At 50.4% G+C, this 18,230-nt stretch carries 36 protein-coding genes; 34 read left to right on the top strand and 2 right to left on the bottom strand.

Annotated elements, in window-relative coordinates; translation table 11 throughout:
• Positions 1-31 precede the first annotated feature (31 nt).
• The 3 genes from tuf to bfr all read left to right on the top strand — a co-directional run bounded on the left by tuf (position 32) and on the right by bfr (position 2,144).
• The gene (gene tuf, locus FHC49_RS15610; RefSeq protein ID WP_046491013.1) at positions 32-1,216 is read left to right on the top strand and encodes an elongation factor Tu; all 1,185 of its coding nucleotides are present in this window, start codon (positions 32-34) and stop codon (positions 1,214-1,216) included.
• 184 nt (positions 1,217-1,400) lie between these two features.
• Entirely contained in the window at positions 1,401-1,595 is a 195-nt protein-coding gene (gene bfd, locus FHC49_RS15615; protein ID WP_035894970.1) for a bacterioferritin-associated ferredoxin, read from the top strand.
• A gap of 72 nt (positions 1,596-1,667) precedes the next feature.
• Positions 1,668-2,144, top strand: a complete 477-nt coding sequence (bfr, locus tag FHC49_RS15620; protein WP_185668953.1) for a bacterioferritin — start codon at positions 1,668-1,670, stop codon at positions 2,142-2,144.
• Here bfr and FHC49_RS15625 read toward each other — a convergent pair.
• Positions 2,128-2,601 (bottom strand): A24 family peptidase, encoded by a 474-nt coding sequence (locus FHC49_RS15625; RefSeq protein ID WP_220440273.1) that lies wholly within the window; start codon positions 2,599-2,601, stop codon positions 2,128-2,130. The two genes, bfr and FHC49_RS15625, sit on opposite strands and share 17 nt — an antisense overlap.
• 379 nt (positions 2,602-2,980) lie before the next feature.
• Between FHC49_RS15625 and rpsJ the strand changes: the two genes are divergently transcribed.
• The 31 genes from rpsJ (at position 2,981) to FHC49_RS15780 (ending at position 17,811) form a co-directional block, all read left to right on the top strand.
• Positions 2,981-3,292: a 30S ribosomal protein S10 gene (gene rpsJ / locus FHC49_RS15630; protein WP_001181005.1), complete on the top strand. Its 312-nt coding sequence runs from the start codon at positions 2,981-2,983 to the stop codon at positions 3,290-3,292.
• A 32-nt stretch (positions 3,293-3,324) separates the two neighbouring features.
• Entirely contained in the window at positions 3,325-3,954 is a 630-nt protein-coding gene (gene rplC / locus FHC49_RS15635) for a 50S ribosomal protein L3 (protein ID WP_035894971.1), read from the top strand.
• Between the two features lie 10 nt (positions 3,955-3,964).
• Positions 3,965-4,570 carry a 50S ribosomal protein L4 gene (rplD, locus tag FHC49_RS15640; RefSeq protein WP_003031119.1) on the top strand — a complete coding sequence of 202 codons (606 nt, stop codon included), beginning with the start codon at positions 3,965-3,967 and terminating at the stop codon, positions 4,568-4,570.
• Positions 4,567-4,869 (top strand): 50S ribosomal protein L23, encoded by a 303-nt coding sequence (gene rplW / locus FHC49_RS15645; protein WP_000617546.1) that lies wholly within the window; start codon positions 4,567-4,569, stop codon positions 4,867-4,869. The genes rplD and rplW overlap by 4 nt, the downstream gene beginning before the upstream one ends.
• 17 nt (positions 4,870-4,886) lie before the next feature.
• Positions 4,887-5,708, top strand: coding sequence for a 50S ribosomal protein L2 (gene rplB, locus FHC49_RS15650; protein WP_035894977.1), 822 nt, complete (start codon positions 4,887-4,889; stop codon positions 5,706-5,708).
• 16 nt (positions 5,709-5,724) lie between these two features.
• Positions 5,725-6,003, top strand: a complete 279-nt coding sequence (gene rpsS / locus FHC49_RS15655) for a 30S ribosomal protein S19 (RefSeq protein WP_001138117.1) — start codon at positions 5,725-5,727, stop codon at positions 6,001-6,003.
• A gap of 14 nt (positions 6,004-6,017) precedes the next feature.
• Entirely contained in the window at positions 6,018-6,350 is a 333-nt protein-coding gene (gene rplV, locus FHC49_RS15660) for a 50S ribosomal protein L22 (protein WP_035894978.1), read from the top strand.
• A gap of 17 nt (positions 6,351-6,367) precedes the next feature.
• Positions 6,368-7,066, top strand: coding sequence for a 30S ribosomal protein S3 (rpsC, locus tag FHC49_RS15665; protein WP_006817277.1), 699 nt, complete (start codon positions 6,368-6,370; stop codon positions 7,064-7,066).
• A 12-nt stretch (positions 7,067-7,078) separates the two neighbouring features.
• A complete protein-coding gene (rplP, locus tag FHC49_RS15670) occupies positions 7,079-7,489 on the top strand; it encodes a 50S ribosomal protein L16 (RefSeq protein WP_035894979.1) in 411 nt (136 codons plus the stop codon).
• Positions 7,489-7,680 (top strand): 50S ribosomal protein L29, encoded by a 192-nt coding sequence (gene rpmC / locus FHC49_RS15675; protein WP_002919754.1) that lies wholly within the window; start codon positions 7,489-7,491, stop codon positions 7,678-7,680. Before rplP ends, rpmC begins: the two co-directional genes overlap by 1 nt.
• Positions 7,680-7,934, top strand: coding sequence for a 30S ribosomal protein S17 (gene rpsQ / locus FHC49_RS15680; protein ID WP_185668952.1), 255 nt, complete (start codon positions 7,680-7,682; stop codon positions 7,932-7,934). The genes rpmC and rpsQ overlap by 1 nt, the downstream gene beginning before the upstream one ends.
• A gap of 163 nt (positions 7,935-8,097) precedes the next feature.
• On the top strand, positions 8,098-8,469 hold the full coding sequence (gene rplN / locus FHC49_RS15685) for a 50S ribosomal protein L14 (RefSeq protein ID WP_000613954.1): 372 nt from the start codon (positions 8,098-8,100) through the stop codon (positions 8,467-8,469).
• A gap of 10 nt (positions 8,470-8,479) precedes the next feature.
• Positions 8,480-8,794: a 50S ribosomal protein L24 gene (rplX, locus tag FHC49_RS15690; RefSeq protein WP_035894981.1), complete on the top strand. Its 315-nt coding sequence runs from the start codon at positions 8,480-8,482 to the stop codon at positions 8,792-8,794.
• Positions 8,795-8,808: 14 nt separating this feature from the next.
• Positions 8,809-9,348 (top strand): 50S ribosomal protein L5, encoded by a 540-nt coding sequence (gene rplE, locus FHC49_RS15695; RefSeq protein WP_064541635.1) that lies wholly within the window; start codon positions 8,809-8,811, stop codon positions 9,346-9,348.
• A gap of 14 nt (positions 9,349-9,362) precedes the next feature.
• Entirely contained in the window at positions 9,363-9,668 is a 306-nt protein-coding gene (rpsN, locus tag FHC49_RS15700) for a 30S ribosomal protein S14 (RefSeq protein ID WP_035894983.1), read from the top strand.
• A gap of 30 nt (positions 9,669-9,698) precedes the next feature.
• Complete coding sequence (gene rpsH / locus FHC49_RS15705) at positions 9,699-10,091, top strand: 30S ribosomal protein S8 (RefSeq protein ID WP_003031127.1); 393 nt, start codon at positions 9,699-9,701, stop codon at positions 10,089-10,091.
• A gap of 12 nt (positions 10,092-10,103) precedes the next feature.
• Positions 10,104-10,637, top strand: a complete 534-nt coding sequence (rplF, locus tag FHC49_RS15710; RefSeq protein WP_220440263.1) for a 50S ribosomal protein L6 — start codon at positions 10,104-10,106, stop codon at positions 10,635-10,637.
• Between the two features lie 9 nt (positions 10,638-10,646).
• Complete coding sequence (gene rplR, locus FHC49_RS15715) at positions 10,647-11,000, top strand: 50S ribosomal protein L18 (protein WP_000358960.1); 354 nt, start codon at positions 10,647-10,649, stop codon at positions 10,998-11,000.
• Between the two features lie 14 nt (positions 11,001-11,014).
• The gene (gene rpsE, locus FHC49_RS15720; protein ID WP_015962744.1) at positions 11,015-11,518 is read left to right on the top strand and encodes a 30S ribosomal protein S5; all 504 of its coding nucleotides are present in this window, start codon (positions 11,015-11,017) and stop codon (positions 11,516-11,518) included.
• 3 nt (positions 11,519-11,521) lie between these two features.
• Positions 11,522-11,701, top strand: coding sequence for a 50S ribosomal protein L30 (rpmD, locus tag FHC49_RS15725; protein WP_003863301.1), 180 nt, complete (start codon positions 11,522-11,524; stop codon positions 11,699-11,701).
• A gap of 3 nt (positions 11,702-11,704) precedes the next feature.
• Positions 11,705-12,139 carry a 50S ribosomal protein L15 gene (gene rplO, locus FHC49_RS15730; RefSeq protein WP_035894986.1) on the top strand — a complete coding sequence of 145 codons (435 nt, stop codon included), beginning with the start codon at positions 11,705-11,707 and terminating at the stop codon, positions 12,137-12,139.
• A 7-nt stretch (positions 12,140-12,146) separates the two neighbouring features.
• Entirely contained in the window at positions 12,147-13,478 is a 1,332-nt protein-coding gene (secY, locus tag FHC49_RS15735) for a preprotein translocase subunit SecY (protein ID WP_035894987.1), read from the top strand.
• Positions 13,479-13,509: 31 nt separating this feature from the next.
• Entirely contained in the window at positions 13,510-13,626 is a 117-nt protein-coding gene (gene rpmJ / locus FHC49_RS15740) for a 50S ribosomal protein L36 (RefSeq protein ID WP_000868187.1), read from the top strand.
• Between the two features lie 146 nt (positions 13,627-13,772).
• Complete coding sequence (gene rpsM, locus FHC49_RS15745) at positions 13,773-14,129, top strand: 30S ribosomal protein S13 (protein ID WP_013364454.1); 357 nt, start codon at positions 13,773-13,775, stop codon at positions 14,127-14,129.
• Between the two features lie 16 nt (positions 14,130-14,145).
• Positions 14,146-14,535, top strand: a complete 390-nt coding sequence (rpsK, locus tag FHC49_RS15750) for a 30S ribosomal protein S11 (RefSeq protein WP_001029758.1) — start codon at positions 14,146-14,148, stop codon at positions 14,533-14,535.
• A gap of 33 nt (positions 14,536-14,568) precedes the next feature.
• Positions 14,569-15,189 (top strand): 30S ribosomal protein S4, encoded by a 621-nt coding sequence (gene rpsD / locus FHC49_RS15755; RefSeq protein ID WP_185668950.1) that lies wholly within the window; start codon positions 14,569-14,571, stop codon positions 15,187-15,189.
• A 25-nt stretch (positions 15,190-15,214) separates the two neighbouring features.
• Entirely contained in the window at positions 15,215-16,204 is a 990-nt protein-coding gene (gene rpoA, locus FHC49_RS15760; RefSeq protein ID WP_002919219.1) for a DNA-directed RNA polymerase subunit alpha, read from the top strand.
• Positions 16,205-16,244: 40 nt separating this feature from the next.
• Positions 16,245-16,631, top strand: coding sequence for a 50S ribosomal protein L17 (rplQ, locus tag FHC49_RS15765; RefSeq protein WP_035894993.1), 387 nt, complete (start codon positions 16,245-16,247; stop codon positions 16,629-16,631).
• A 109-nt stretch (positions 16,632-16,740) separates the two neighbouring features.
• Positions 16,741-17,109 (top strand): DUF1992 domain-containing protein, encoded by a 369-nt coding sequence (locus FHC49_RS15770; protein ID WP_185668949.1) that lies wholly within the window; start codon positions 16,741-16,743, stop codon positions 17,107-17,109.
• Between the two features lie 2 nt (positions 17,110-17,111).
• A complete protein-coding gene (zntR, locus tag FHC49_RS15775; RefSeq protein WP_035894995.1) occupies positions 17,112-17,525 on the top strand; it encodes a Zn(2+)-responsive transcriptional regulator in 414 nt (137 codons plus the stop codon).
• Positions 17,526-17,595: 70 nt separating this feature from the next.
• Positions 17,596-17,811 (top strand): alternative ribosome-rescue factor A, encoded by a 216-nt coding sequence (locus tag FHC49_RS15780; RefSeq protein ID WP_185668948.1) that lies wholly within the window; start codon positions 17,596-17,598, stop codon positions 17,809-17,811.
• Here FHC49_RS15780 and mscL read toward each other — a convergent pair whose 3' ends face one another.
• Positions 17,812-18,222: a large-conductance mechanosensitive channel protein MscL gene (gene mscL / locus FHC49_RS15785; protein ID WP_185668947.1), complete on the bottom strand. Its 411-nt coding sequence runs from the start codon at positions 18,220-18,222 to the stop codon at positions 17,812-17,814.
• Between the last annotated feature and the right edge of the window lie 8 nt (positions 18,223-18,230).

The following is an 18,230-nucleotide window of genomic DNA, read 5'->3' on the forward strand; positions in this document are numbered from 1 at the left end:
AGGGGAGAGCACTATAGTAAGGAATATAGCCGTGTCTAAAGAAAAATTTGAACGTACAAAACCGCACGTTAACGTCGGCACCATCGGCCACGTTGACCACGGTAAGACTACCCTGACTGCTGCAATCACTACCGTACTGGCTAAAACCTACGGCGGTGCTGCTCGTGCTTTCGACCAGATCGATAACGCACCAGAAGAAAAAGCTCGTGGTATCACCATCAACACTTCCCACGTTGAATATGACACCCCGACTCGCCACTACGCACACGTAGACTGCCCAGGCCACGCCGACTATGTTAAAAACATGATCACCGGTGCTGCGCAGATGGACGGCGCGATCCTGGTTGTTGCTGCGACTGATGGCCCTATGCCACAGACTCGTGAGCACATCCTGCTGGGTCGTCAGGTAGGCGTTCCTTACATCATCGTGTTCCTGAACAAATGCGACATGGTTGATGACGAAGAGCTGCTGGAACTGGTTGAAATGGAAGTTCGTGAACTTCTGTCCCAGTACGACTTCCCAGGTGATGATACCCCAATCATCCGTGGTTCTGCTCTGAAAGCGCTGGAAGGCGAAGCAGAGTGGGAAGCGAAAATCATCGAACTGGCTGGCTTCCTGGATTCTTACATCCCAGAACCAGAACGTGCTATCGACAAGCCGTTCCTGCTGCCAATCGAAGACGTATTCTCCATCTCCGGTCGTGGTACCGTTGTTACCGGTCGTGTAGAGCGCGGTATCATCAAAGTTGGTGAAGAAGTTGAAATCGTTGGTATCAAAGAGACTGCTAAGTCTACCTGTACTGGCGTTGAAATGTTCCGCAAACTGCTGGACGAAGGCCGTGCTGGTGAGAACGTTGGTGTTCTGCTGCGTGGTATCAAACGTGAAGAAATCGAACGTGGTCAGGTTCTGGCTAAGCCAGGCTCTATCAAGCCGCACACCAAGTTCGAATCTGAAGTGTACATTCTGTCCAAAGACGAAGGCGGCCGTCATACTCCGTTCTTCAAAGGCTACCGTCCACAGTTCTACTTCCGTACTACTGACGTGACCGGTACCATCGAACTGCCAGAAGGCGTTGAGATGGTAATGCCAGGCGACAACATCAAGATGGTTGTGACTCTGATCCACCCAATCGCGATGGACGACGGTCTGCGTTTCGCAATCCGTGAAGGCGGCCGTACTGTAGGTGCGGGCGTTGTTGCTAAAGTAATGAGCTAATTATTTATTAATTAGTTTTGCACTTGAAAAGGGCACTTCGGTGCCCTTTTTGCTTTTTGTTATTTATCCCCGCAATATTTTTCGCACGATTTGATCCCTTATTTCACGCGACTTCTCGCGTCTGGCTATTGTAATCATAATTATTCTCACTTACACTTTGTTCAGAAATTGAACGGGAGTGGTTATGTACGTTTGTTTGTGTAATGGCGTCAGCGATAAAAAAATTCGCCAGGCAGTACGCCAGTTTCATCCGCAGTCTTTCCAGCAATTAAGAAAATGCATTCCTATTGGAAATCAATGCGGTAAATGCGTTCGTGCTGCACGTGAGGTGATGGAAGACGAATTAATGCAAATGCCAGAGTTCAAAGAGATTGCCTGAGCCCGGATTTCTTTTTTGACATCCCGGTAGACCGTTCTACGCTTCAATAAGTGGAAGCGGAGGGTCTATATAATGAAAGGTGATGTTAAGATAATAAATTATCTCAATAAATTATTGGGAAACGAGCTTGTCGCAATCAACCAATACTTTCTCCATGCGAGAATGTTCAAAAACTGGGGCCTGATGCGCCTCAACGATATTGAATACCACGAATCCATCGATGAAATGAAACACGCCGATCAGTACATTGAGCGTATTCTGTTTCTTGAAGGGATCCCTAATCTACAAGACCTTGGCAAGCTGCATATCGGCGAAGATGTCGAAGAGATGCTGCAGTCCGACTTAAAGCTTGAACTGGACGGCGCGAAGGATCTGCGTGAAGCCATTGCCTATGCTGATAGCGTACATGACTACGTCAGCCGTGATATGTTGATTACCATCCTCACCGAGGAAGAACATCACATTGACTGGCTGGAGACCGAACTGGATCTGATCGGCAAAATTGGTTTGCAGAATTACCTGCAGTCGCAGATTAAGGTTGAAGGTTAAAAGCAGACAAGCCAGCCATAATAAAACCCGCCGCCCCCAGAAATGGTCCAAAAGGCAGCGGGTTTTTTATATTCTCCGCCTGATGCAGCCACAGTGCCTTCCCCACGATAAAGGCACACGCCAGCAACGTAGCCACCAACACGAGCAGCGGTAGAGATTGCCAGCCGTGCCAGGCGCCGAGTGCCGCCACATACTTTACGTCACCATACCCTAAGCCTTCACAGCGTCGCAGTGCGCGGTATCCCCAGTAAAAGAGAGCCATCGCGCAATAGCCTGCAATCGCTCCCCATAGTGCCTCGTTACTCCTTGTTGGATTCAGACAGAGCTGACTTAGTAACCCTCCCCAAAGCAAAGGGCAGGTAAAGCTGTTACGCAATAACCCGGCGCGGAAGTCTTGCCAGCACAGGATGATGTTGAGTACGGCATAGAGAAGATAGAAGGGGAGGGCCGGAAGCATCATTATTGGTTTCCATAAGAGGTCATGCCGACAGTGTGCGAGGCGAAGAGAGGGGCGGCAACGGCCGATGCGCGTTTTCACGAAGGGCTATCCAGACTCATACCCATCGTTGCAGTTTGTTCACCGATTCTGCTAGCCGCCTTCCAGGCTTTACTGACTAATTTATAAACGCGGCTTGCTTAGTATGGGTATACGTGTATAATGCGCGGGCTTGTCTAATATAGACAGCGGTTCAATATGAACCACCGGTACTGCGTAAGCGATACCAGACAATGTTCCCAATTGGGGAACTCTGTAAGAACGGTTACACTCTCCCATCAATCGTAATGGGTTTGAGGAGTAACTATTTCGTCTATAAAATAATTGGAGCTCTGGTCTCATGCAGAACCAAAGAATCCGTATCCGCCTGAAAGCGTTTGATCATCGTCTGATCGATCAATCAACCGCGGAAATCGTCGAGACTGCTAAGCGCACTGGTGCGCAAGTCCGTGGTCCGATCCCGCTGCCGACCCGCAAAGAGCGCTTTACCGTTCTGATCTCCCCGCACGTCAACAAAGACGCGCGTGATCAGTACGAAATTCGCACTCACAAGCGTCTGGTTGACATCGTTGAGCCAACTGAAAAAACCGTTGATGCTCTGATGCGTCTGGACCTGGCTGCCGGTGTAGACGTGCAGATCAGCCTGGGTTAATCAGGTCATCGAGCGATTGAGAGGTTGATACAATGATTGGTTTAGTCGGTAAAAAAGTGGGTATGACCCGCATCTTCACTGAAGATGGCGTTTCTATCCCAGTAACCGTTATCGAAGTTGAAGCAAACCGCGTTACTCAGATCAAAGATCTGGCTAACGATGGCTATCGCGCTGTTCAGGTTACCACTGGTGCTAAAAAAGCTAACCGTGTAACCAAGCCGGAAGCTGGTCACTTCGCTAAAGCTGGCGTAGAAGCTGGCCGCGGCCTGTGGGAGTTCCGTCTGGCAGATGGTGAAGAATACACCGTTGGTCAGGACATTAGCGTTGAACTGTTTGCTGACGTTAAAAAAGTTGACGTAACCGGTACCTCTAAAGGTAAAGGTTTCGCTGGTACCGTTAAGCGCTGGAACTTCCGTACCCAGGACGCTACTCACGGTAACTCCTTGTCTCACCGCGTTCCGGGTTCTATCGGTCAGAACCAGACTCCGGGCAAAGTGTTCAAAGGCAAGAAAATGGCAGGTCAGATGGGTAACGAACGTGTCACCGTTCAGAGCCTTGACGTAGTACGCGTTGACGCTGAGCGCAACCTGCTGCTGGTTAAAGGTGGTGTTCCGGGTGCGACCGGTTGCGACCTGATCGTTAAACCAGCTGTGAAGGCGTAAGGGGATAGCAATGGAATTAGTATTGAAAGACGCGCAGAGCGCGCTGACTGTTTCCGAAACTACCTTCGGTCGTGATTTCAACGAAGCGCTGGTTCACCAGGTTGTTGTTGCTTATGCAGCTGGTGCTCGTCAGGGTACTCGTGCTCAGAAGACTCGTGCTGAAGTAACTGGTTCAGGCAAAAAGCCATGGCGCCAGAAAGGTACCGGCCGTGCGCGTTCAGGTTCTATCAAGAGCCCGATCTGGCGTTCAGGTGGCGTGACCTTCGCTGCTCGTCCACAGGACCACAGTCAAAAAGTTAACAAAAAGATGTACCGCGGCGCGCTGAAAAGCATCCTGTCCGAACTGGTACGTCAGGATCGTCTGATCGTTGTCGAATCATTCTCTGTTGAAGCGCCTAAAACTAAGCTGCTGGCACAGAAACTGAAAGACATGGCTCTGGAAGATGTGCTGATCATCACCGGTGAGCTGGACGAAAACCTGTTCCTGGCTGCGCGCAACCTGCACAAGGTTGACGTACGCGATGCAACTGGTATCGACCCGGTTAGCCTGATCGCCTTCGACAAAGTCGTAATGACTGCTGATGCTGTTAAGCAAGTTGAGGAGATGCTGGCATGATTCGTGAAGAACGTCTGCTGAAGGTGCTGCGCGCACCGCACGTTTCTGAAAAAGCGTCTACTGCGATGGAAAAAACCAATACCATCGTTCTCAAAGTTGCCAAAGACGCGACCAAAGCAGAAATCAAAGCTGCTGTGCAGAAACTGTTTGAAGTCGAAGTCGAAGTCGTTAACACCCTGGTAGTTAAAGGGAAAGTTAAACGTCACGGACAGCGTATCGGTCGTCGTAGCGACTGGAAAAAAGCTTACGTCACCCTGAAGGAAGGCCAGAATCTGGACTTCGTCGGCGGCGCTGAGTAAGTCGGAGGAGTAATACAATGGCAGTTGTTAAATGTAAACCGACATCTCCGGGTCGTCGCCACGTCGTTAAAGTGGTCAACCCAGAGCTGCACAAGGGCAAACCTTTTGCTCCGCTGGTTGAAAAAAACAGCAAATCCGGTGGTCGTAACAACAATGGCCGCATCACCACTCGTCACATCGGTGGTGGTCACAAGCAGGCTTACCGTATTGTTGACTTCAAACGCAACAAAGACGGTATCCCGGCAATTGTTGAACGTCTTGAGTACGATCCGAACCGCTCCGCGAACATCGCGCTGGTTCTGTACAAAGACGGCGAACGTCGTTACATCCTGGCCCCTAAAGGCCTGAAAGCTGGCGACCAGATTCAGTCTGGCGTTGATGCTGCAATCAAAGCAGGTAACACCCTGCCGATGCGCAATATCCCGGTTGGTTCTACCGTTCATAACGTAGAAATGAAACCAGGTAAAGGCGGTCAGCTGGCACGTTCCGCTGGTACTTACGTTCAGATCGTTGCTCGCGATGGTGCTTATGTCACCCTGCGTCTGCGTTCTGGTGAAATGCGTAAAGTCGAAGCAGAATGCCGTGCAACTCTGGGCGAAGTTGGCAATGCTGAGCATATGCTGCGCGTTCTGGGTAAAGCAGGTGCTGCACGCTGGCGTGGTGTTCGTCCTACCGTTCGCGGTACCGCGATGAACCCAGTCGACCACCCACATGGTGGTGGTGAAGGTCGTAACTTTGGTAAGCACCCGGTATCCCCGTGGGGCCTGCAGACCAAAGGTAAGAAGACCCGCAGCAACAAGCGTACTGATAAATTCATCGTACGTCGCCGTAGCAAATAATTTTAGAGGATAAGCCATGCCACGTTCTCTCAAGAAAGGTCCTTTTATTGACCTGCACTTGCTGAAGAAGGTAGAGAAAGCGGTGGAAAGCGGAGACAAGAAGCCCCTGCGCACTTGGTCCCGTCGTTCAACGATCTTTCCTAACATGATCGGTTTGACCATCGCTGTCCATAATGGTCGTCAGCACGTTCCGGTATTTGTAACCGACGAAATGGTTGGTCACAAACTGGGTGAATTCGCACCGACTCGTACTTATCGCGGCCACGCTGCTGATAAAAAAGCGAAGAAGAAATAAGGTAGGAGGAAGAGATGGAAACTTTAGCTCAACATCGCCATGCTCGTTCTTCTGCTCAGAAGGTTCGCCTTGTTGCTGACCTGATTCGCGGTAAGAAAGTGTCGCAGGCGCTGGAAATTCTGACCTACACCAATAAGAAAGCGGCTGTACTGGTCAAGAAAGTTCTGGAATCTGCCATTGCTAACGCTGAACACAACGATGGCGCTGACATTGATGATCTGAAAGTTACGAAAATTTTCGTAGACGAAGGCCCAAGCATGAAGCGCATTATGCCGCGTGCTAAAGGTCGTGCAGATCGCATCCTGAAGCGCACCAGCCACATCACTGTGGTTGTGTCCGATCGCTGAGACTCTGGAGACTAGCAATGGGTCAGAAAGTACATCCTAATGGTATTCGCCTGGGTATTGTAAAACCATGGAACTCTACTTGGTTTGCGAACACCAAAGAATTCGCTGACAACCTGGACAGCGATTTTAAAGTACGTCAGTACCTGACTAAGGAACTGGCTAAGGCGTCCGTATCTCGTATCGTTATCGAGCGTCCGGCTAAGAGCATCCGTGTGACCATTCACACTGCTCGCCCGGGCATCGTTATCGGTAAGAAAGGCGAAGACGTAGAAAAACTGCGCAAGGTCGTAGCGGATATCGCTGGCGTTCCTGCACAGATCAATATCGCTGAAGTTCGTAAGCCTGAACTGGACGCTAAATTGGTTGCTGACAGCATCACTTCACAGCTGGAACGTCGCGTTATGTTCCGTCGTGCTATGAAGCGTGCTGTACAGAACGCAATGCGTCTGGGCGCGAAGGGTATTAAAGTTGAAGTTAGCGGCCGTCTGGGCGGCGCGGAAATCGCACGTACCGAATGGTACCGCGAAGGTCGCGTACCTCTGCACACTCTGCGTGCTGACATCGACTACAACACCTCTGAAGCGCACACCACTTACGGTGTAATCGGCGTTAAGGTATGGATCTTCAAAGGTGAGATCCTGGGTGGTATGGCTGCTGTTGAACAACCGGAACCGGCTGCTCAACCTAAAAAGCAGCAGCGTAAAGGCCGTAAATAAGGAGCGTCGCTGATGTTACAACCAAAGCGTACAAAATTCCGTAAAGTGCACAAAGGCCGTAACCGCGGTCTGGCGCAGGGTACGGATGTTAGCTTCGGCAGCTTCGGCCTGAAAGCTGTTGGCCGTGGTCGTCTGACTGCACGTCAGATCGAAGCAGCACGTCGTGCAATGACCCGTGCAGTTAAGCGTCAAGGTAAGATCTGGATCCGTGTATTCCCGGACAAACCGATCACCGAGAAACCGCTGGCAGTGCGTATGGGTAAAGGTAAAGGTAACGTGGAGTATTGGGTTGCCTTGATCCAGCCGGGTAAAGTCCTGTATGAAATGGACGGTGTCCCGGAAGAGCTGGCCCGTGAAGCATTCGGCCTCGCTGCAGCGAAACTGCCGATCAAAACCACCTTTGTAACTAAGACGGTGATGTAATGAAAGCAAAAGAGCTGCGTGAAAAAAGCGTTGAAGAGCTGAACGCTGAGCTGCTGAACCTGCTGCGTGAGCAGTTCAACCTGCGCATGCAGGCTGCCAGTGGCCAGCTGCAACAGACTCACCTGCTGAAGCAGGTTCGTCGTGATGTTGCACGCGTTAAGACTTTACTGACTCAGAAGGCGGGTGCGTAATGACCGATAAAATCCGTACTCTGCAAGGTCGCGTAGTTAGCGCAAAAATGGAGAAATCCATTGTTGTTGCTATCGAACGTATGGTGAAACACCCGGTATACGGCAAATTCATCAAACGTACGACCAAACTGCACGTACATGACGAGAACAACGAATGTGGTATCGGCGACAAGGTTGAAATCCGTGAATGCCGTCCACTGTCCAAGACTAAGTCCTGGACGCTGGTTCGCGTTGTAGAGAAAGCGGTTCTGTAATACAGTACTCGTTCTCGATACGAATAAACGGCTCAGCGATGAGCCGTTTATTTTTTCTACCCTTATCGTTGAAGCGGTGTTATAATGCCGCGCCCTCGATATGGGGCTTTTTAACGACCTGAATTCGGGTCTCAGTAGTAGTTGACATTAGCGGAGCACTAAAATGATCCAAGAACAGACTATGCTGAACGTCGCCGACAACTCCGGTGCACGTCGCGTAATGTGTATCAAGGTTCTGGGTGGCTCGCACCGTCGCTACGCAGGCGTAGGCGACATCATCAAGATCACCATCAAGGAAGCAATTCCACGTGGTAAGGTCAAAAAAGGTGATGTGCTGAAGGCGGTAGTGGTGCGCACCAAGAAGGGTGTTCGTCGCCCGGACGGTTCTGTCATTCGCTTCGATGGTAATGCATGCGTTATTTTAAACAATAACAGCGAGCAACCTATCGGTACGCGTATTTTTGGGCCGGTAACTCGTGAACTTCGTAACGAGAAGTTCATGAAAATTATCTCTCTGGCACCAGAAGTACTCTAAGGAGCGAATCATGGCAGCGAAAATCCGTCGTGATGACGAAGTTATCGTGTTAACCGGTAAAGATAAAGGTAAACGCGGTAAAGTTAAGAATGTCTTGTCTTCCGGCAAGGTTATCGTTGAAGGTATCAACCTGGTTAAGAAACACCAGAAGCCGGTTCCGGCTCTGAACCAACCAGGTGGCATTGTAGAGAAAGAAGCAGCTATTCAGATCTCTAACATTGCACTGTTCAACGCGGCTACCGGCAAGGCTGACCGTGTAGGCTTTAGATTCGAAGACGGCAAAAAAGTCCGTTTCTTCAAGTCTAACAGCGAAACTATCAAGTAATTTGGAGTAGTACGATGGCGAAACTGCATGATTACTACAAAGACGAAGTAGTCGCTAAACTCATGTCTGAGTTTAACTACAATTCTGTCATGCAAGTCCCTCGGGTCGAGAAGATCACCCTGAACATGGGTGTTGGTGAAGCGATCGCTGACAAGAAACTGCTGGATAACGCAGCAGCTGATCTGACAGCAATCTCCGGTCAAAAGCCGTTGATCACCAAAGCACGCAAATCAGTTGCAGGCTTCAAAATCCGTCAGGGCTATCCGATCGGCTGTAAAGTAACTCTGCGTGGCGAACGCATGTGGGAGTTCTTTGAGCGCCTGATCACTATTGCTGTACCACGTATCCGTGACTTCCGTGGCTTGTCCGCTAAGTCATTCGACGGCCGTGGTAACTACAGCATGGGTGTCCGTGAGCAGATCATCTTCCCAGAAATCGACTACGATAAAGTCGACCGCGTACGTGGTTTGGATATTACCATCACCACTACTGCGAAATCTGACGAAGAAGGCCGTGCTCTGCTGGCTGCCTTTGACTTCCCGTTCCGCAAGTAAGGTAGGGTTACTGAATGGCTAAGCAATCAATGAAAGCACGCGAAGTAAAGCGCGTAGCTTTAGCTGATAAATTCTTCGCTAAACGCGCTGAACTCAAAGCTATCATCTCTGATGTGAACGCAACCGACGAAGATCGTTGGAATGCTGTTCTGAAGCTGCAGTCTCTGCCGCGTGATTCCAGCCCGTCTCGTCAGCGTAAACGCTGCCGTCAAACTGGTCGTCCGCATGGCTATGTGGGCAAGTTCGGGTTGAGCCGTATCAAGCTTCGTGAAGCCGCTATGCGCGGTGAAGTACCAGGCTTGAAAAAGGCTAGCTGGTAATTACCAATTGAATCACGGGAGTAAAGACAGATGAGCATGCAAGATCCGATCGCGGATATGCTGACCCGTATCCGTAACGGTCAGGCCGCGAATAAAGCTGCGGTCACCATGCCTTCCTCCAAGCTGAAAGTGGCAATTGCCAACGTGCTGAAGGAAGAAGGTTTTATTGAAGATTTTAAAGTTGAAGGCGACACCAAGCCGGAACTGGAACTTACTCTTAAGTATTTCCAGGGTAAAGCTGTTGTAGAAAGCATTCAGCGTGTTAGTCGCCCAGGTCTGCGTATTTATAAGCGCAAAGACGAGCTGCCAAAAGTTATGGCTGGCATGGGTATCGCGGTTGTTTCTACCTCTAAAGGTGTTATGACTGATCGTGCAGCGCGCCAGGCTGGTCTTGGTGGCGAAATTATCTGCTACGTAGCCTAATCGGAGGAAAAAATGTCTCGTGTTGCTAAAGCACCGGTCGTTGTTCCTGCCGGCGTTGATGTAAAAATCAACGGTCAGGTTATTACGATCAAAGGTAAGAACGGCGAGCTGACTCGTACTCTCAACGATGCTGTTGAAGTTAAACAGGCAGATAATGCCCTGACCTTCGGTCCACGTGATGGTTACGTAGACGGCTGGGCTCAGGCTGGTACCGCGCGTGCCCTGCTGAACTCAATGGTTATCGGTGTTACCGAAGGCTTCACTAAAAAGCTTCAGCTGGTTGGTGTAGGTTATCGTGCAGCGATCAAAGGGAATTCAGTAAGCCTGTCTTTAGGCTTCTCTCACCCTGTTGAGCATCAGCTGCCTGCAGGTATTACTGCTGAATGTCCGACTCAAACTGAAATCGTGCTGAAAGGCGCTGATAAGCAGGTGATCGGTCAGGTAGCAGCTGATCTGCGCGCCTACCGTCGTCCTGAGCCTTATAAAGGCAAGGGTGTTCGTTACGCCGACGAAGTCGTGCGTACCAAAGAGGCTAAGAAGAAGTAAGGTAACACTATGGATAAGAAATCTGCTCGTATCCGTCGTGCGACCCGCGCACGCCGCAAGCTCCAGGAGCTGGGTGCAACTCGCCTGGTGGTACATCGTACCCCGCGTCATATTTACGCACAGGTCATTGCACCAAACGGTTCCGAAGTTCTGGTAGCTGCTTCTACTGTAGAAAAAGCTATCGCTGAACAACTGAAGTACACCGGTAACAAAGACGCTGCAGCAGCTGTGGGTAAAGCTGTCGCTGAACGCGCTCTGGAAAAAGGCATCAAAGATGTGTCCTTTGACCGTTCCGGGTTCCAATATCATGGTCGCGTCCAGGCACTGGCAGATGCTGCCCGTGAAGCTGGCCTTCAGTTCTAAGGTAGAGGTGTAAGATGGCTCACATCGAAAAACAAGCTGGCGAACTGCAGGAAAAGCTGATCGCGGTAAACCGCGTATCTAAAACCGTTAAAGGTGGTCGTATTTTCTCCTTCACAGCTCTGACTGTAGTTGGTGATGGTAACGGTCGCGTTGGTTTTGGTTACGGTAAAGCGCGTGAAGTTCCAGCAGCGATCCAGAAAGCGATGGAAAAAGCCCGTCGCAATATGATTAACGTCGCGCTGAATACCGGCACCCTGCAGCACCCAGTTAAGGGTACTCACACGGGTTCTCGTGTATTCATGCAGCCGGCTTCTGAAGGTACCGGTATCATCGCCGGTGGTGCAATGCGCGCCGTCCTGGAAGTCGCTGGGGTTCGTAACGTTCTGGCTAAAGCGTATGGTTCCACCAACCCGATTAACGTGGTTCGTGCAACTATCGACGGTCTGGAAAATATGAAATCTCCGGAAATGGTCGCTGCCAAGCGTGGTAAATCCGTTGAAGAAATTCTGGGGAAATAAACCATGGCAAAGACTATTAAAATTACTCAAACCCGCAGTGCAATCGGTCGTCTGCCGAAACACAAGGCAACGCTGCTTGGCCTGGGTCTGCGTCGTATTGGTCACACCGTAGAACGCGAGGATACTCCTGCTGTTCGTGGTATGGTCAACGCGGTTTACTTCATGGTTAAAGTTGAGGAGTAAGAGATGCGTTTAAATACTCTGTCTCCGGCCGAAGGCTCTAAAAAGGCGGGTCGCCGTCTGGGTCGTGGTATCGGTTCTGGCCTCGGCAAAACCGGCGGTCGTGGTCACAAAGGTCAGAAGTCTCGTTCTGGCGGTGGCGTACGTCGTGGTTTCGAGGGTGGCCAGATGCCACTGTACCGTCGTCTGCCGAAGTTCGGCTTCACTTCTCGCAAATCAGCGATTACAGCGGAAGTCCGTCTGTCTGACCTGGCGAAAGTGGAAGGCGGTATTGTTGACCTGAACACGCTGAAAGCAGCTAACATTATCGGTATTCAGATCGAGTTCGCGAAAGTGATCCTGTCTGGTGAGGTTTCTACCCCGGTAACTGTTCGTGGCCTGCGTGTTACTAAAGGCGCTCGTGCTGCTATCGAAGCTGCTGGCGGTAAAATCGAGGAATAAGTAGCAGATGGCTAAACAACCGGGATTAGATTTTCAAAGTGCCAAAGGTGGCTTAGGCGAGCTGAAACGCAGACTGTTGTTTGTAATCGGTGCGCTTATTGTGTTCCGTATTGGCTCTTTTATTCCGATCCCTGGTATTGATGCCGCTGTACTTGCCAAACTGCTTGAGCAACAGCGAGGCACTATCATTGAAATGTTCAACATGTTCTCTGGTGGTGCTCTCAGCCGTGCTTCTATCTTTGCCCTGGGTATCATGCCGTATATTTCGGCATCGATTATTATCCAGCTGCTGACGGTGGTTCATCCAACGCTGGCAGAAATCAAGAAAGAAGGGGAGTCTGGTCGTCGTAAGATCAGCCAGTACACCCGTTACGGCACTCTGGTGCTGGCAATATTCCAGTCAATCGGTATTGCTACCGGTTTACCGAATATGCCTGGTATGCAGGGCCTGGTAATCAATCCAGGCTTTGCATTCTATTTCACCGCTGTTGTGAGTCTGGTTACAGGGACTATGTTCCTGATGTGGCTCGGCGAACAGATTACTGAGCGTGGTATCGGCAACGGTATCTCAATCATTATCTTCGCTGGTATCGTTGCGGGACTCCCGCCAGCCATTGCCCATACTATCGAGCAAGCGCGTCAAGGCGACCTGCACTTCCTCCTGTTGCTGTTGGTTGCAGTATTAGTGTTTGCAGTGACGTTCTTTGTTGTATTTGTTGAACGTGGTCAACGCCGCATTGTGGTAAACTACGCGAAACGTCAGCAAGGTCGTCGTGTCTATGCTGCACAGAGCACACATTTACCGCTGAAAGTGAATATGGCCGGGGTAATCCCAGCAATCTTCGCTTCCAGTATTATTCTGTTCCCTGCGACCATCGCGTCATGGTTCGGGGGCGGTACCGGTTGGAACTGGCTGACAACAATTTCGCTGTATTTGCAGCCTGGGCAACCGCTTTATGTGTTACTCTATGCGTCTGCAATCATCTTCTTCTGTTTCTTCTACACGGCGTTGGTCTTCAACCCGCGTGAAACAGCAGATAACCTGAAGAAGTCCGGTGCATTTGTACCAGGAATTCGTCCGGGAGAGCAAACGGCGAAGTATATCGATAAAGTAATGACTCGCCTGACTCTCGTTGGTGCGTTGTATATTACTTTTATCTGCCTGATCCCGGAGTTCATGCGTGATGCAATGAAAGTGCCGTTCTACTTCGGTGGGACATCGCTACTGATCGTTGTTGTCGTGATTATGGACTTTATGGCTCAAGTGCAAACTCTGATGATGTCAAGTCAGTACGAGTCTGCATTGAAGAAGGCGAACCTCAAAGGCTATAGCCGCTAAAAGGTCGCCCGAGAAGTTACGGAGAGTAAAAATGAAAGTTCGTGCTTCCGTCAAGAAATTATGCCGTAACTGCAAAATCGTTAAGCGTGATGGTGTCATCCGTGTGATTTGCAGCGCCGAGCCGAAGCATAAACAGCGCCAAGGCTGATTTATTCGCATATTTTTCTTGCAAAGTTGGGTTGAGCTGGCTAGATTAGCCAGCCAATCTTTTGTATGTCTGTACGTTTCCATTTGAGTATCCTGAAAACGGGCTTTTCAGCATGGTGCGTACATATTAAATAGTAGGAGTGCATAGTGGCCCGTATAGCAGGCATTAACATTCCTGATCAGAAACATGCTGTGATCGCGTTAACCTCGATCTATGGCGTCGGCAAGACCCGTTCTAAAGCCATCCTGGCTGCTGCGGGTATCGCTGAAAATGTTAAGATCAGTGAGCTGTCTGAAGGACAAATCGACACGCTGCGTGACGAAGTTGCCAAATTTGTCGTTGAAGGTGATCTGCGCCGTGAAATTAGCATGAGCATCAAGCGCCTGATGGATCTTGGTTGCTATCGCGGTTTGCGTCATCGTCGTGGTCTCCCGGTTCGCGGCCAGCGTACCAAGACCAACGCACGTACCCGTAAGGGTCCGCGCAAACCGATCAAGAAATAATCGGGGTGATTGAATAATGGCAAAGGCACCAGTTCGTGCACGTAAGCGTGTAAGAAAACAAGTCTCTGATGGCGTGGCTCATATCCATGCTTCTTTTAACAACACCATCGTAACTATTACCGATCGTCAGGGTAATGCGCTGGGTTGGGCAACAGCCGGTGGTTCCGGTTTCCGTGGTTCGCGTAAATCCACTCCGTTTGCAGCTCAGGTTGCAGCAGAGCGTTGCGCTGACGCCGTTAAAGAATACGGCATCAAGAATCTGGAAGTTATGGTTAAAGGTCCGGGTCCAGGCCGCGAATCTACTATTCGTGCTCTGAACGCCGCTGGTTTCCGCATCACTAATATTACTGATGTGACTCCGATCCCTCATAACGGTTGTCGTCCGCCGAAGAAACGTCGCGTATAACGCTTCGTTTTCCAGGTTTGTTGGAGAAAGAAAATGGCAAGATATTTGGGTCCTAAGCTCAAGCTGAGCCGTCGTGAGGGCACCGACTTATTCCTTAAGTCTGGCGTTCGCGCGATCGATACCAAGTGTAAAATTGAACAAGCTCCTGGCCAGCACGGTGCGCGTAAACCGCGTCTGTCTGACTATGGTGTGCAGTTGCGTGAAAAGCAAAAAGTTCGTCGTACCTACGGCGTGCTGGAGCGTCAGTTCCGTAACTATTACAAAGAAGCAGCACGTCTGAAAGGCAACACCGGTGAAAACCTGTTGGCTCTGCTGGAAGGTCGTCTGGACAACGTAGTATACCGTATGGGCTTTGGCGCCACTCGTGCAGAAGCACGTCAGCTGGTTAGCCATAAAGCAGTCATGGTAAACGGTCGTGTTGTTAACATCGCTTCTTATCAGGTTAAAGCGAATGACGTTGTTAGCATCCGTGAGAAAGCGAAAAAGCAATCTCGCGTTAAAGCCGCTCTGGAGCTGGCTGAACAGCGTGAAAAGCCAACCTGGCTGGAAGTTGATGCTGGCAAGATGGAAGGCACGTTCAAGCGTCAGCCTGAGCGTTCTGATCTGTCTGCGGACATTAACGAACACCTGATCGTCGAGCTTTACTCCAAGTAAAGCTTAGTACCAAAGAGAGGACACAATGCAGGGTTCTGTGACAGAGTTTCTAAAACCGCGCCTGGTAGATATCGAGCAAGTGAGTTCGACGCACGCCAAGGTGACCCTTGAGCCTTTAGAGCGTGGCTTTGGCCATACTCTGGGTAACGCACTGCGCCGTATTCTGCTCTCATCGATGCCGGGTTGCGCGGTGACCGAGGTTGAGATTGATGGTGTACTTCATGAGTACAGCACCAAAGAAGGCGTTCAGGAAGATATCCTTGAAATCCTGCTCAACCTGAAAGGGCTGGCGGTGAGAGTTCAGGGTAAAGATGAAGTTATTCTTACCTTGAATAAATCTGGCATTGGCCCTGTGACCGCAGCCGATATCACCCATGATGGTGATGTCGAAATCGTCAAGCCGCAGCACGTGATCTGCCACCTGACCGATGAGAACGCAGCTATCAGCATGCGTATCAAAGTTCAGCGCGGTCGCGGTTATGTGCCGGCTTCTGCCCGAATTCATTCGGAAGAAGATGAGCGCCCGATCGGCCGTCTGTTGGTCGACGCATGCTACAGCCCTGTAGAGCGTATTGCCTACAATGTTGAAGCAGCGCGTGTAGAACAGCGTACCGACCTGGACAAGCTGGTCATCGAAATGGAAACCAACGGCACAATCGATCCTGAAGAGGCGATTCGTCGTGCGGCAACCATCCTGGCAGAACAACTGGAAGCTTTCGTTGACTTACGTGATGTACGTCAGCCGGAAGTGAAAGAAGAGAAACCAGAATTCGATCCGATCCTGCTGCGCCCTGTTGACGATCTGGAATTGACTGTCCGCTCTGCTAACTGCCTCAAGGCAGAAGCTATCCACTATATCGGTGATCTGGTACAGCGTACCGAGGTTGAGCTTCTTAAGACGCCTAACCTGGGTAAAAAATCTCTTACCGAGATTAAAGACGTGCTGGCCTCACGTGGTCTTTCTCTGGGCATGCGCCTGGAAAATTGGCCGCCGGCAAGCATTGCTGACGAGTAACCGGATCACAGGTTAAGGTTTTACTGAGAAGGATAAGGTCATGCGCCATCGTAAGAGTGGTCGTCAACTGAACCGCAACAGCAGCCATCGCCAGGCTATGTTCCGCAACATGGCAGGTTCACTGGTTCGTCATGAAATCATCAAGACGACCCTGCCTAAAGCGAAAGAACTGCGTCGCGTAGTTGAGCCGCTGATTACTCTTGCCAAGACTGATAGCGTTGCTAATCGTCGTCTGGCATTCGCCCGTACTCGTGATAACGAGATCGTGGCAAAACTGTTTAACGAACTGGGCCCGCGTTTCGCGAGCCGTACCGGTGGTTACACTCGCATTCTGAAGTGTGGCTTCCGTGCAGGCGACAACGCGCCGATGGCTTACATCGAGCTGGTTGATCGTTCAGAATCGAAAGCAGAAGCAGCTGCAGAGTAATCTGTAGTAAAGTAAAAAAACCCGCCTCGGCGGGTTTTTTTATATCCCCGTTACCCCCACCCTTCTACAATAGTCGTATCTTTTCTGTTCATTTCTCCGGAGTAGGTACATGTGGTTACTGGATCAATGGGCCGAACGCCATATTACCGATGCGCAGCGCAAAGGTGAGTTTGATAACCTGCCAGGTCAGGGTGAACCACTGGTGCTTGACGATGATTCCGCCGTACCCGAAGCGTTACGTTCTGGCTATCGGTTGTTGAAGAACGCGGGGTGTTTGCCCCCAGAACTTGAGCAGCGTAAGCAGGCAGTTGAATTAGCCGATTTGCTGAAAGGTATTCGTCGGGAAGATGCGCGCTATCAGGAACTGAGCCGTCGACTGGCGCTAATGGAACTGAAATTGCAGCAAGCAGGATTAAGTACTGATTTTCTGCGCGGTGACTATGCCGATAAGCTGATGAGTAAAATTAACGAGGAGTAGCTATGTACCGCATTGGTGAACTGTCAAAGCTTGCCGGCGTGACGCCGGATACCGTGCGCTATTATGAAAAACAGCAGATGATGAGCCATGATATTCGCACTGAAGGCGGCTTTCGCCTTTATACTGCGGACGATCTTCAGCGCCTGAAGTTTATTCGCTATGCCCGACAGTTGGGGTTTACTCTTGAGTCGATCCGCGAATTACTTTCGATCCGCGTGGATCCCGCTCACCACACCTGCCAGGAATCAAAAGGGATCGTACAGGCTCGCTTGAGCGAAGTTGAATCTCGAATCGAAGAACTGCAGGCGATGCAGCGCGCGCTAAAACAGCTGAATGATGCCTGCTGTGGGACTGCGCATAGCAGCCAACATTGCTCTATTCTCGGGATTCTGGAAGAGGGGGCGGGGGCATCGTAAAATGTGAGTTGAGTGTTTACATAATTAGATCTACACTCGCCGCGTAATAAACACACAATCAGGAGATGTTATGAGCCGCTATCAGCATACGAAGGGGCAAATTAAAGACAATGCCATCGAAGCCCTATTACATGACCCGCTGTTTCGTCAGCGCGTAGAGAAAAATAAGAAAGGTAAAGGCAGCTATCTGCGGAAAGAAAAACACGGTAAGGGGTACGGGCGGGAGGCCAGTGGCAAACAAGCGATGCGCTTTTTTACCACTGGCTTTCTGCTTTCTGCGGCCTGATTAAGAACGGTTGTTCTGTTCTTTCAGCAGGTCACGAATTTCAGACAGCAGGACTTCTTCTTTGGTTGGTGCAGGAGCAGCAGCTGGCTCCTCTTTCTTACGGTTAAGCTTGTTGATAAGTTTTATCGCCATAAAGATGGCGAAGGCAACAATCACAAAATCGAAGATGTTCTGAATGAACACGCCATAATGCATGACGACTGCTGGTACATCACCTTGCGCATCGCGCAGCGTTACCGCGAACTGCTTGAAATCAATCCCACCAATGAGCAGCCCCAGCGGCGGCATGATGATGTCCGCAACTAATGACGATACAATCTTGCCAAACGCTGCACCAATAATGACACCCACTGCCAAATCGACAACATTTCCTCGCATCGCGAATTCGCGAAACTCTTTAATAATGCTCATTTTATTCT

The sequence above is a fragment of the Kluyvera sp. EC_51 genome, from assembly GCF_019584505.1.
Classification (GTDB): Bacteria; Pseudomonadota; Gammaproteobacteria; order Enterobacterales; family Enterobacteriaceae; genus Kluyvera; species Kluyvera sichuanensis.

Excerpts from the sequence above, each read along its gene's own strand:
- bfd (WP_035894970.1), top strand. The coding sequence starts at position 1,401 with ATGTACGTTTGTTTGTGTAATGGCGTCAGCGATAAAAAAATTCGCCAG.
- bfr (WP_185668953.1), top strand. The coding sequence starts at position 1,668 with ATGAAAGGTGATGTTAAGATAATAAATTATCTCAATAAATTATTGGGA.
- FHC49_RS15625 (WP_220440273.1), bottom strand. The coding sequence starts at position 2,601 with ATGCTTCCGGCCCTCCCCTTCTATCTTCTCTATGCCGTACTCAACATC.
- rpsJ (WP_001181005.1), top strand. The coding sequence starts at position 2,981 with ATGCAGAACCAAAGAATCCGTATCCGCCTGAAAGCGTTTGATCATCGT.
- rplC (WP_035894971.1), top strand. The coding sequence starts at position 3,325 with ATGATTGGTTTAGTCGGTAAAAAAGTGGGTATGACCCGCATCTTCACT.
- rplD (WP_003031119.1), top strand. The coding sequence starts at position 3,965 with ATGGAATTAGTATTGAAAGACGCGCAGAGCGCGCTGACTGTTTCCGAA.
- rplW (WP_000617546.1), top strand. The coding sequence starts at position 4,567 with ATGATTCGTGAAGAACGTCTGCTGAAGGTGCTGCGCGCACCGCACGTT.
- rplB (WP_035894977.1), top strand. The coding sequence starts at position 4,887 with ATGGCAGTTGTTAAATGTAAACCGACATCTCCGGGTCGTCGCCACGTC.
- rpsS (WP_001138117.1), top strand. The coding sequence starts at position 5,725 with ATGCCACGTTCTCTCAAGAAAGGTCCTTTTATTGACCTGCACTTGCTG.
- rplV (WP_035894978.1), top strand. The coding sequence starts at position 6,018 with ATGGAAACTTTAGCTCAACATCGCCATGCTCGTTCTTCTGCTCAGAAG.
- rpsC (WP_006817277.1), top strand. The coding sequence starts at position 6,368 with ATGGGTCAGAAAGTACATCCTAATGGTATTCGCCTGGGTATTGTAAAA.
- rplP (WP_035894979.1), top strand. The coding sequence starts at position 7,079 with ATGTTACAACCAAAGCGTACAAAATTCCGTAAAGTGCACAAAGGCCGT.
- rpmC (WP_002919754.1), top strand. The coding sequence starts at position 7,489 with ATGAAAGCAAAAGAGCTGCGTGAAAAAAGCGTTGAAGAGCTGAACGCT.
- rpsQ (WP_185668952.1), top strand. The coding sequence starts at position 7,680 with ATGACCGATAAAATCCGTACTCTGCAAGGTCGCGTAGTTAGCGCAAAA.
- rplN (WP_000613954.1), top strand. The coding sequence starts at position 8,098 with ATGATCCAAGAACAGACTATGCTGAACGTCGCCGACAACTCCGGTGCA.
- rplX (WP_035894981.1), top strand. The coding sequence starts at position 8,480 with ATGGCAGCGAAAATCCGTCGTGATGACGAAGTTATCGTGTTAACCGGT.
- rplE (WP_064541635.1), top strand. The coding sequence starts at position 8,809 with ATGGCGAAACTGCATGATTACTACAAAGACGAAGTAGTCGCTAAACTC.
- rpsN (WP_035894983.1), top strand. The coding sequence starts at position 9,363 with ATGGCTAAGCAATCAATGAAAGCACGCGAAGTAAAGCGCGTAGCTTTA.
- rpsH (WP_003031127.1), top strand. The coding sequence starts at position 9,699 with ATGAGCATGCAAGATCCGATCGCGGATATGCTGACCCGTATCCGTAAC.
- rplF (WP_220440263.1), top strand. The coding sequence starts at position 10,104 with ATGTCTCGTGTTGCTAAAGCACCGGTCGTTGTTCCTGCCGGCGTTGAT.
- rplR (WP_000358960.1), top strand. The coding sequence starts at position 10,647 with ATGGATAAGAAATCTGCTCGTATCCGTCGTGCGACCCGCGCACGCCGC.
- rpsE (WP_015962744.1), top strand. The coding sequence starts at position 11,015 with ATGGCTCACATCGAAAAACAAGCTGGCGAACTGCAGGAAAAGCTGATC.
- rpmD (WP_003863301.1), top strand. The coding sequence starts at position 11,522 with ATGGCAAAGACTATTAAAATTACTCAAACCCGCAGTGCAATCGGTCGT.
- rplO (WP_035894986.1), top strand. The coding sequence starts at position 11,705 with ATGCGTTTAAATACTCTGTCTCCGGCCGAAGGCTCTAAAAAGGCGGGT.
- secY (WP_035894987.1), top strand. The coding sequence starts at position 12,147 with ATGGCTAAACAACCGGGATTAGATTTTCAAAGTGCCAAAGGTGGCTTA.
- rpmJ (WP_000868187.1), top strand. The coding sequence starts at position 13,510 with ATGAAAGTTCGTGCTTCCGTCAAGAAATTATGCCGTAACTGCAAAATC.
- rpsK (WP_001029758.1), top strand. The coding sequence starts at position 14,146 with ATGGCAAAGGCACCAGTTCGTGCACGTAAGCGTGTAAGAAAACAAGTC.
- rpsD (WP_185668950.1), top strand. The coding sequence starts at position 14,569 with ATGGCAAGATATTTGGGTCCTAAGCTCAAGCTGAGCCGTCGTGAGGGC.
- rpoA (WP_002919219.1), top strand. The coding sequence starts at position 15,215 with ATGCAGGGTTCTGTGACAGAGTTTCTAAAACCGCGCCTGGTAGATATC.
- rplQ (WP_035894993.1), top strand. The coding sequence starts at position 16,245 with ATGCGCCATCGTAAGAGTGGTCGTCAACTGAACCGCAACAGCAGCCAT.
- FHC49_RS15770 (WP_185668949.1), top strand. The coding sequence starts at position 16,741 with ATGTGGTTACTGGATCAATGGGCCGAACGCCATATTACCGATGCGCAG.
- zntR (WP_035894995.1), top strand. The coding sequence starts at position 17,112 with ATGTACCGCATTGGTGAACTGTCAAAGCTTGCCGGCGTGACGCCGGAT.
- FHC49_RS15780 (WP_185668948.1), top strand. The coding sequence starts at position 17,596 with ATGAGCCGCTATCAGCATACGAAGGGGCAAATTAAAGACAATGCCATC.
- mscL (WP_185668947.1), bottom strand. The coding sequence starts at position 18,222 with ATGAGCATTATTAAAGAGTTTCGCGAATTCGCGATGCGAGGAAATGTT.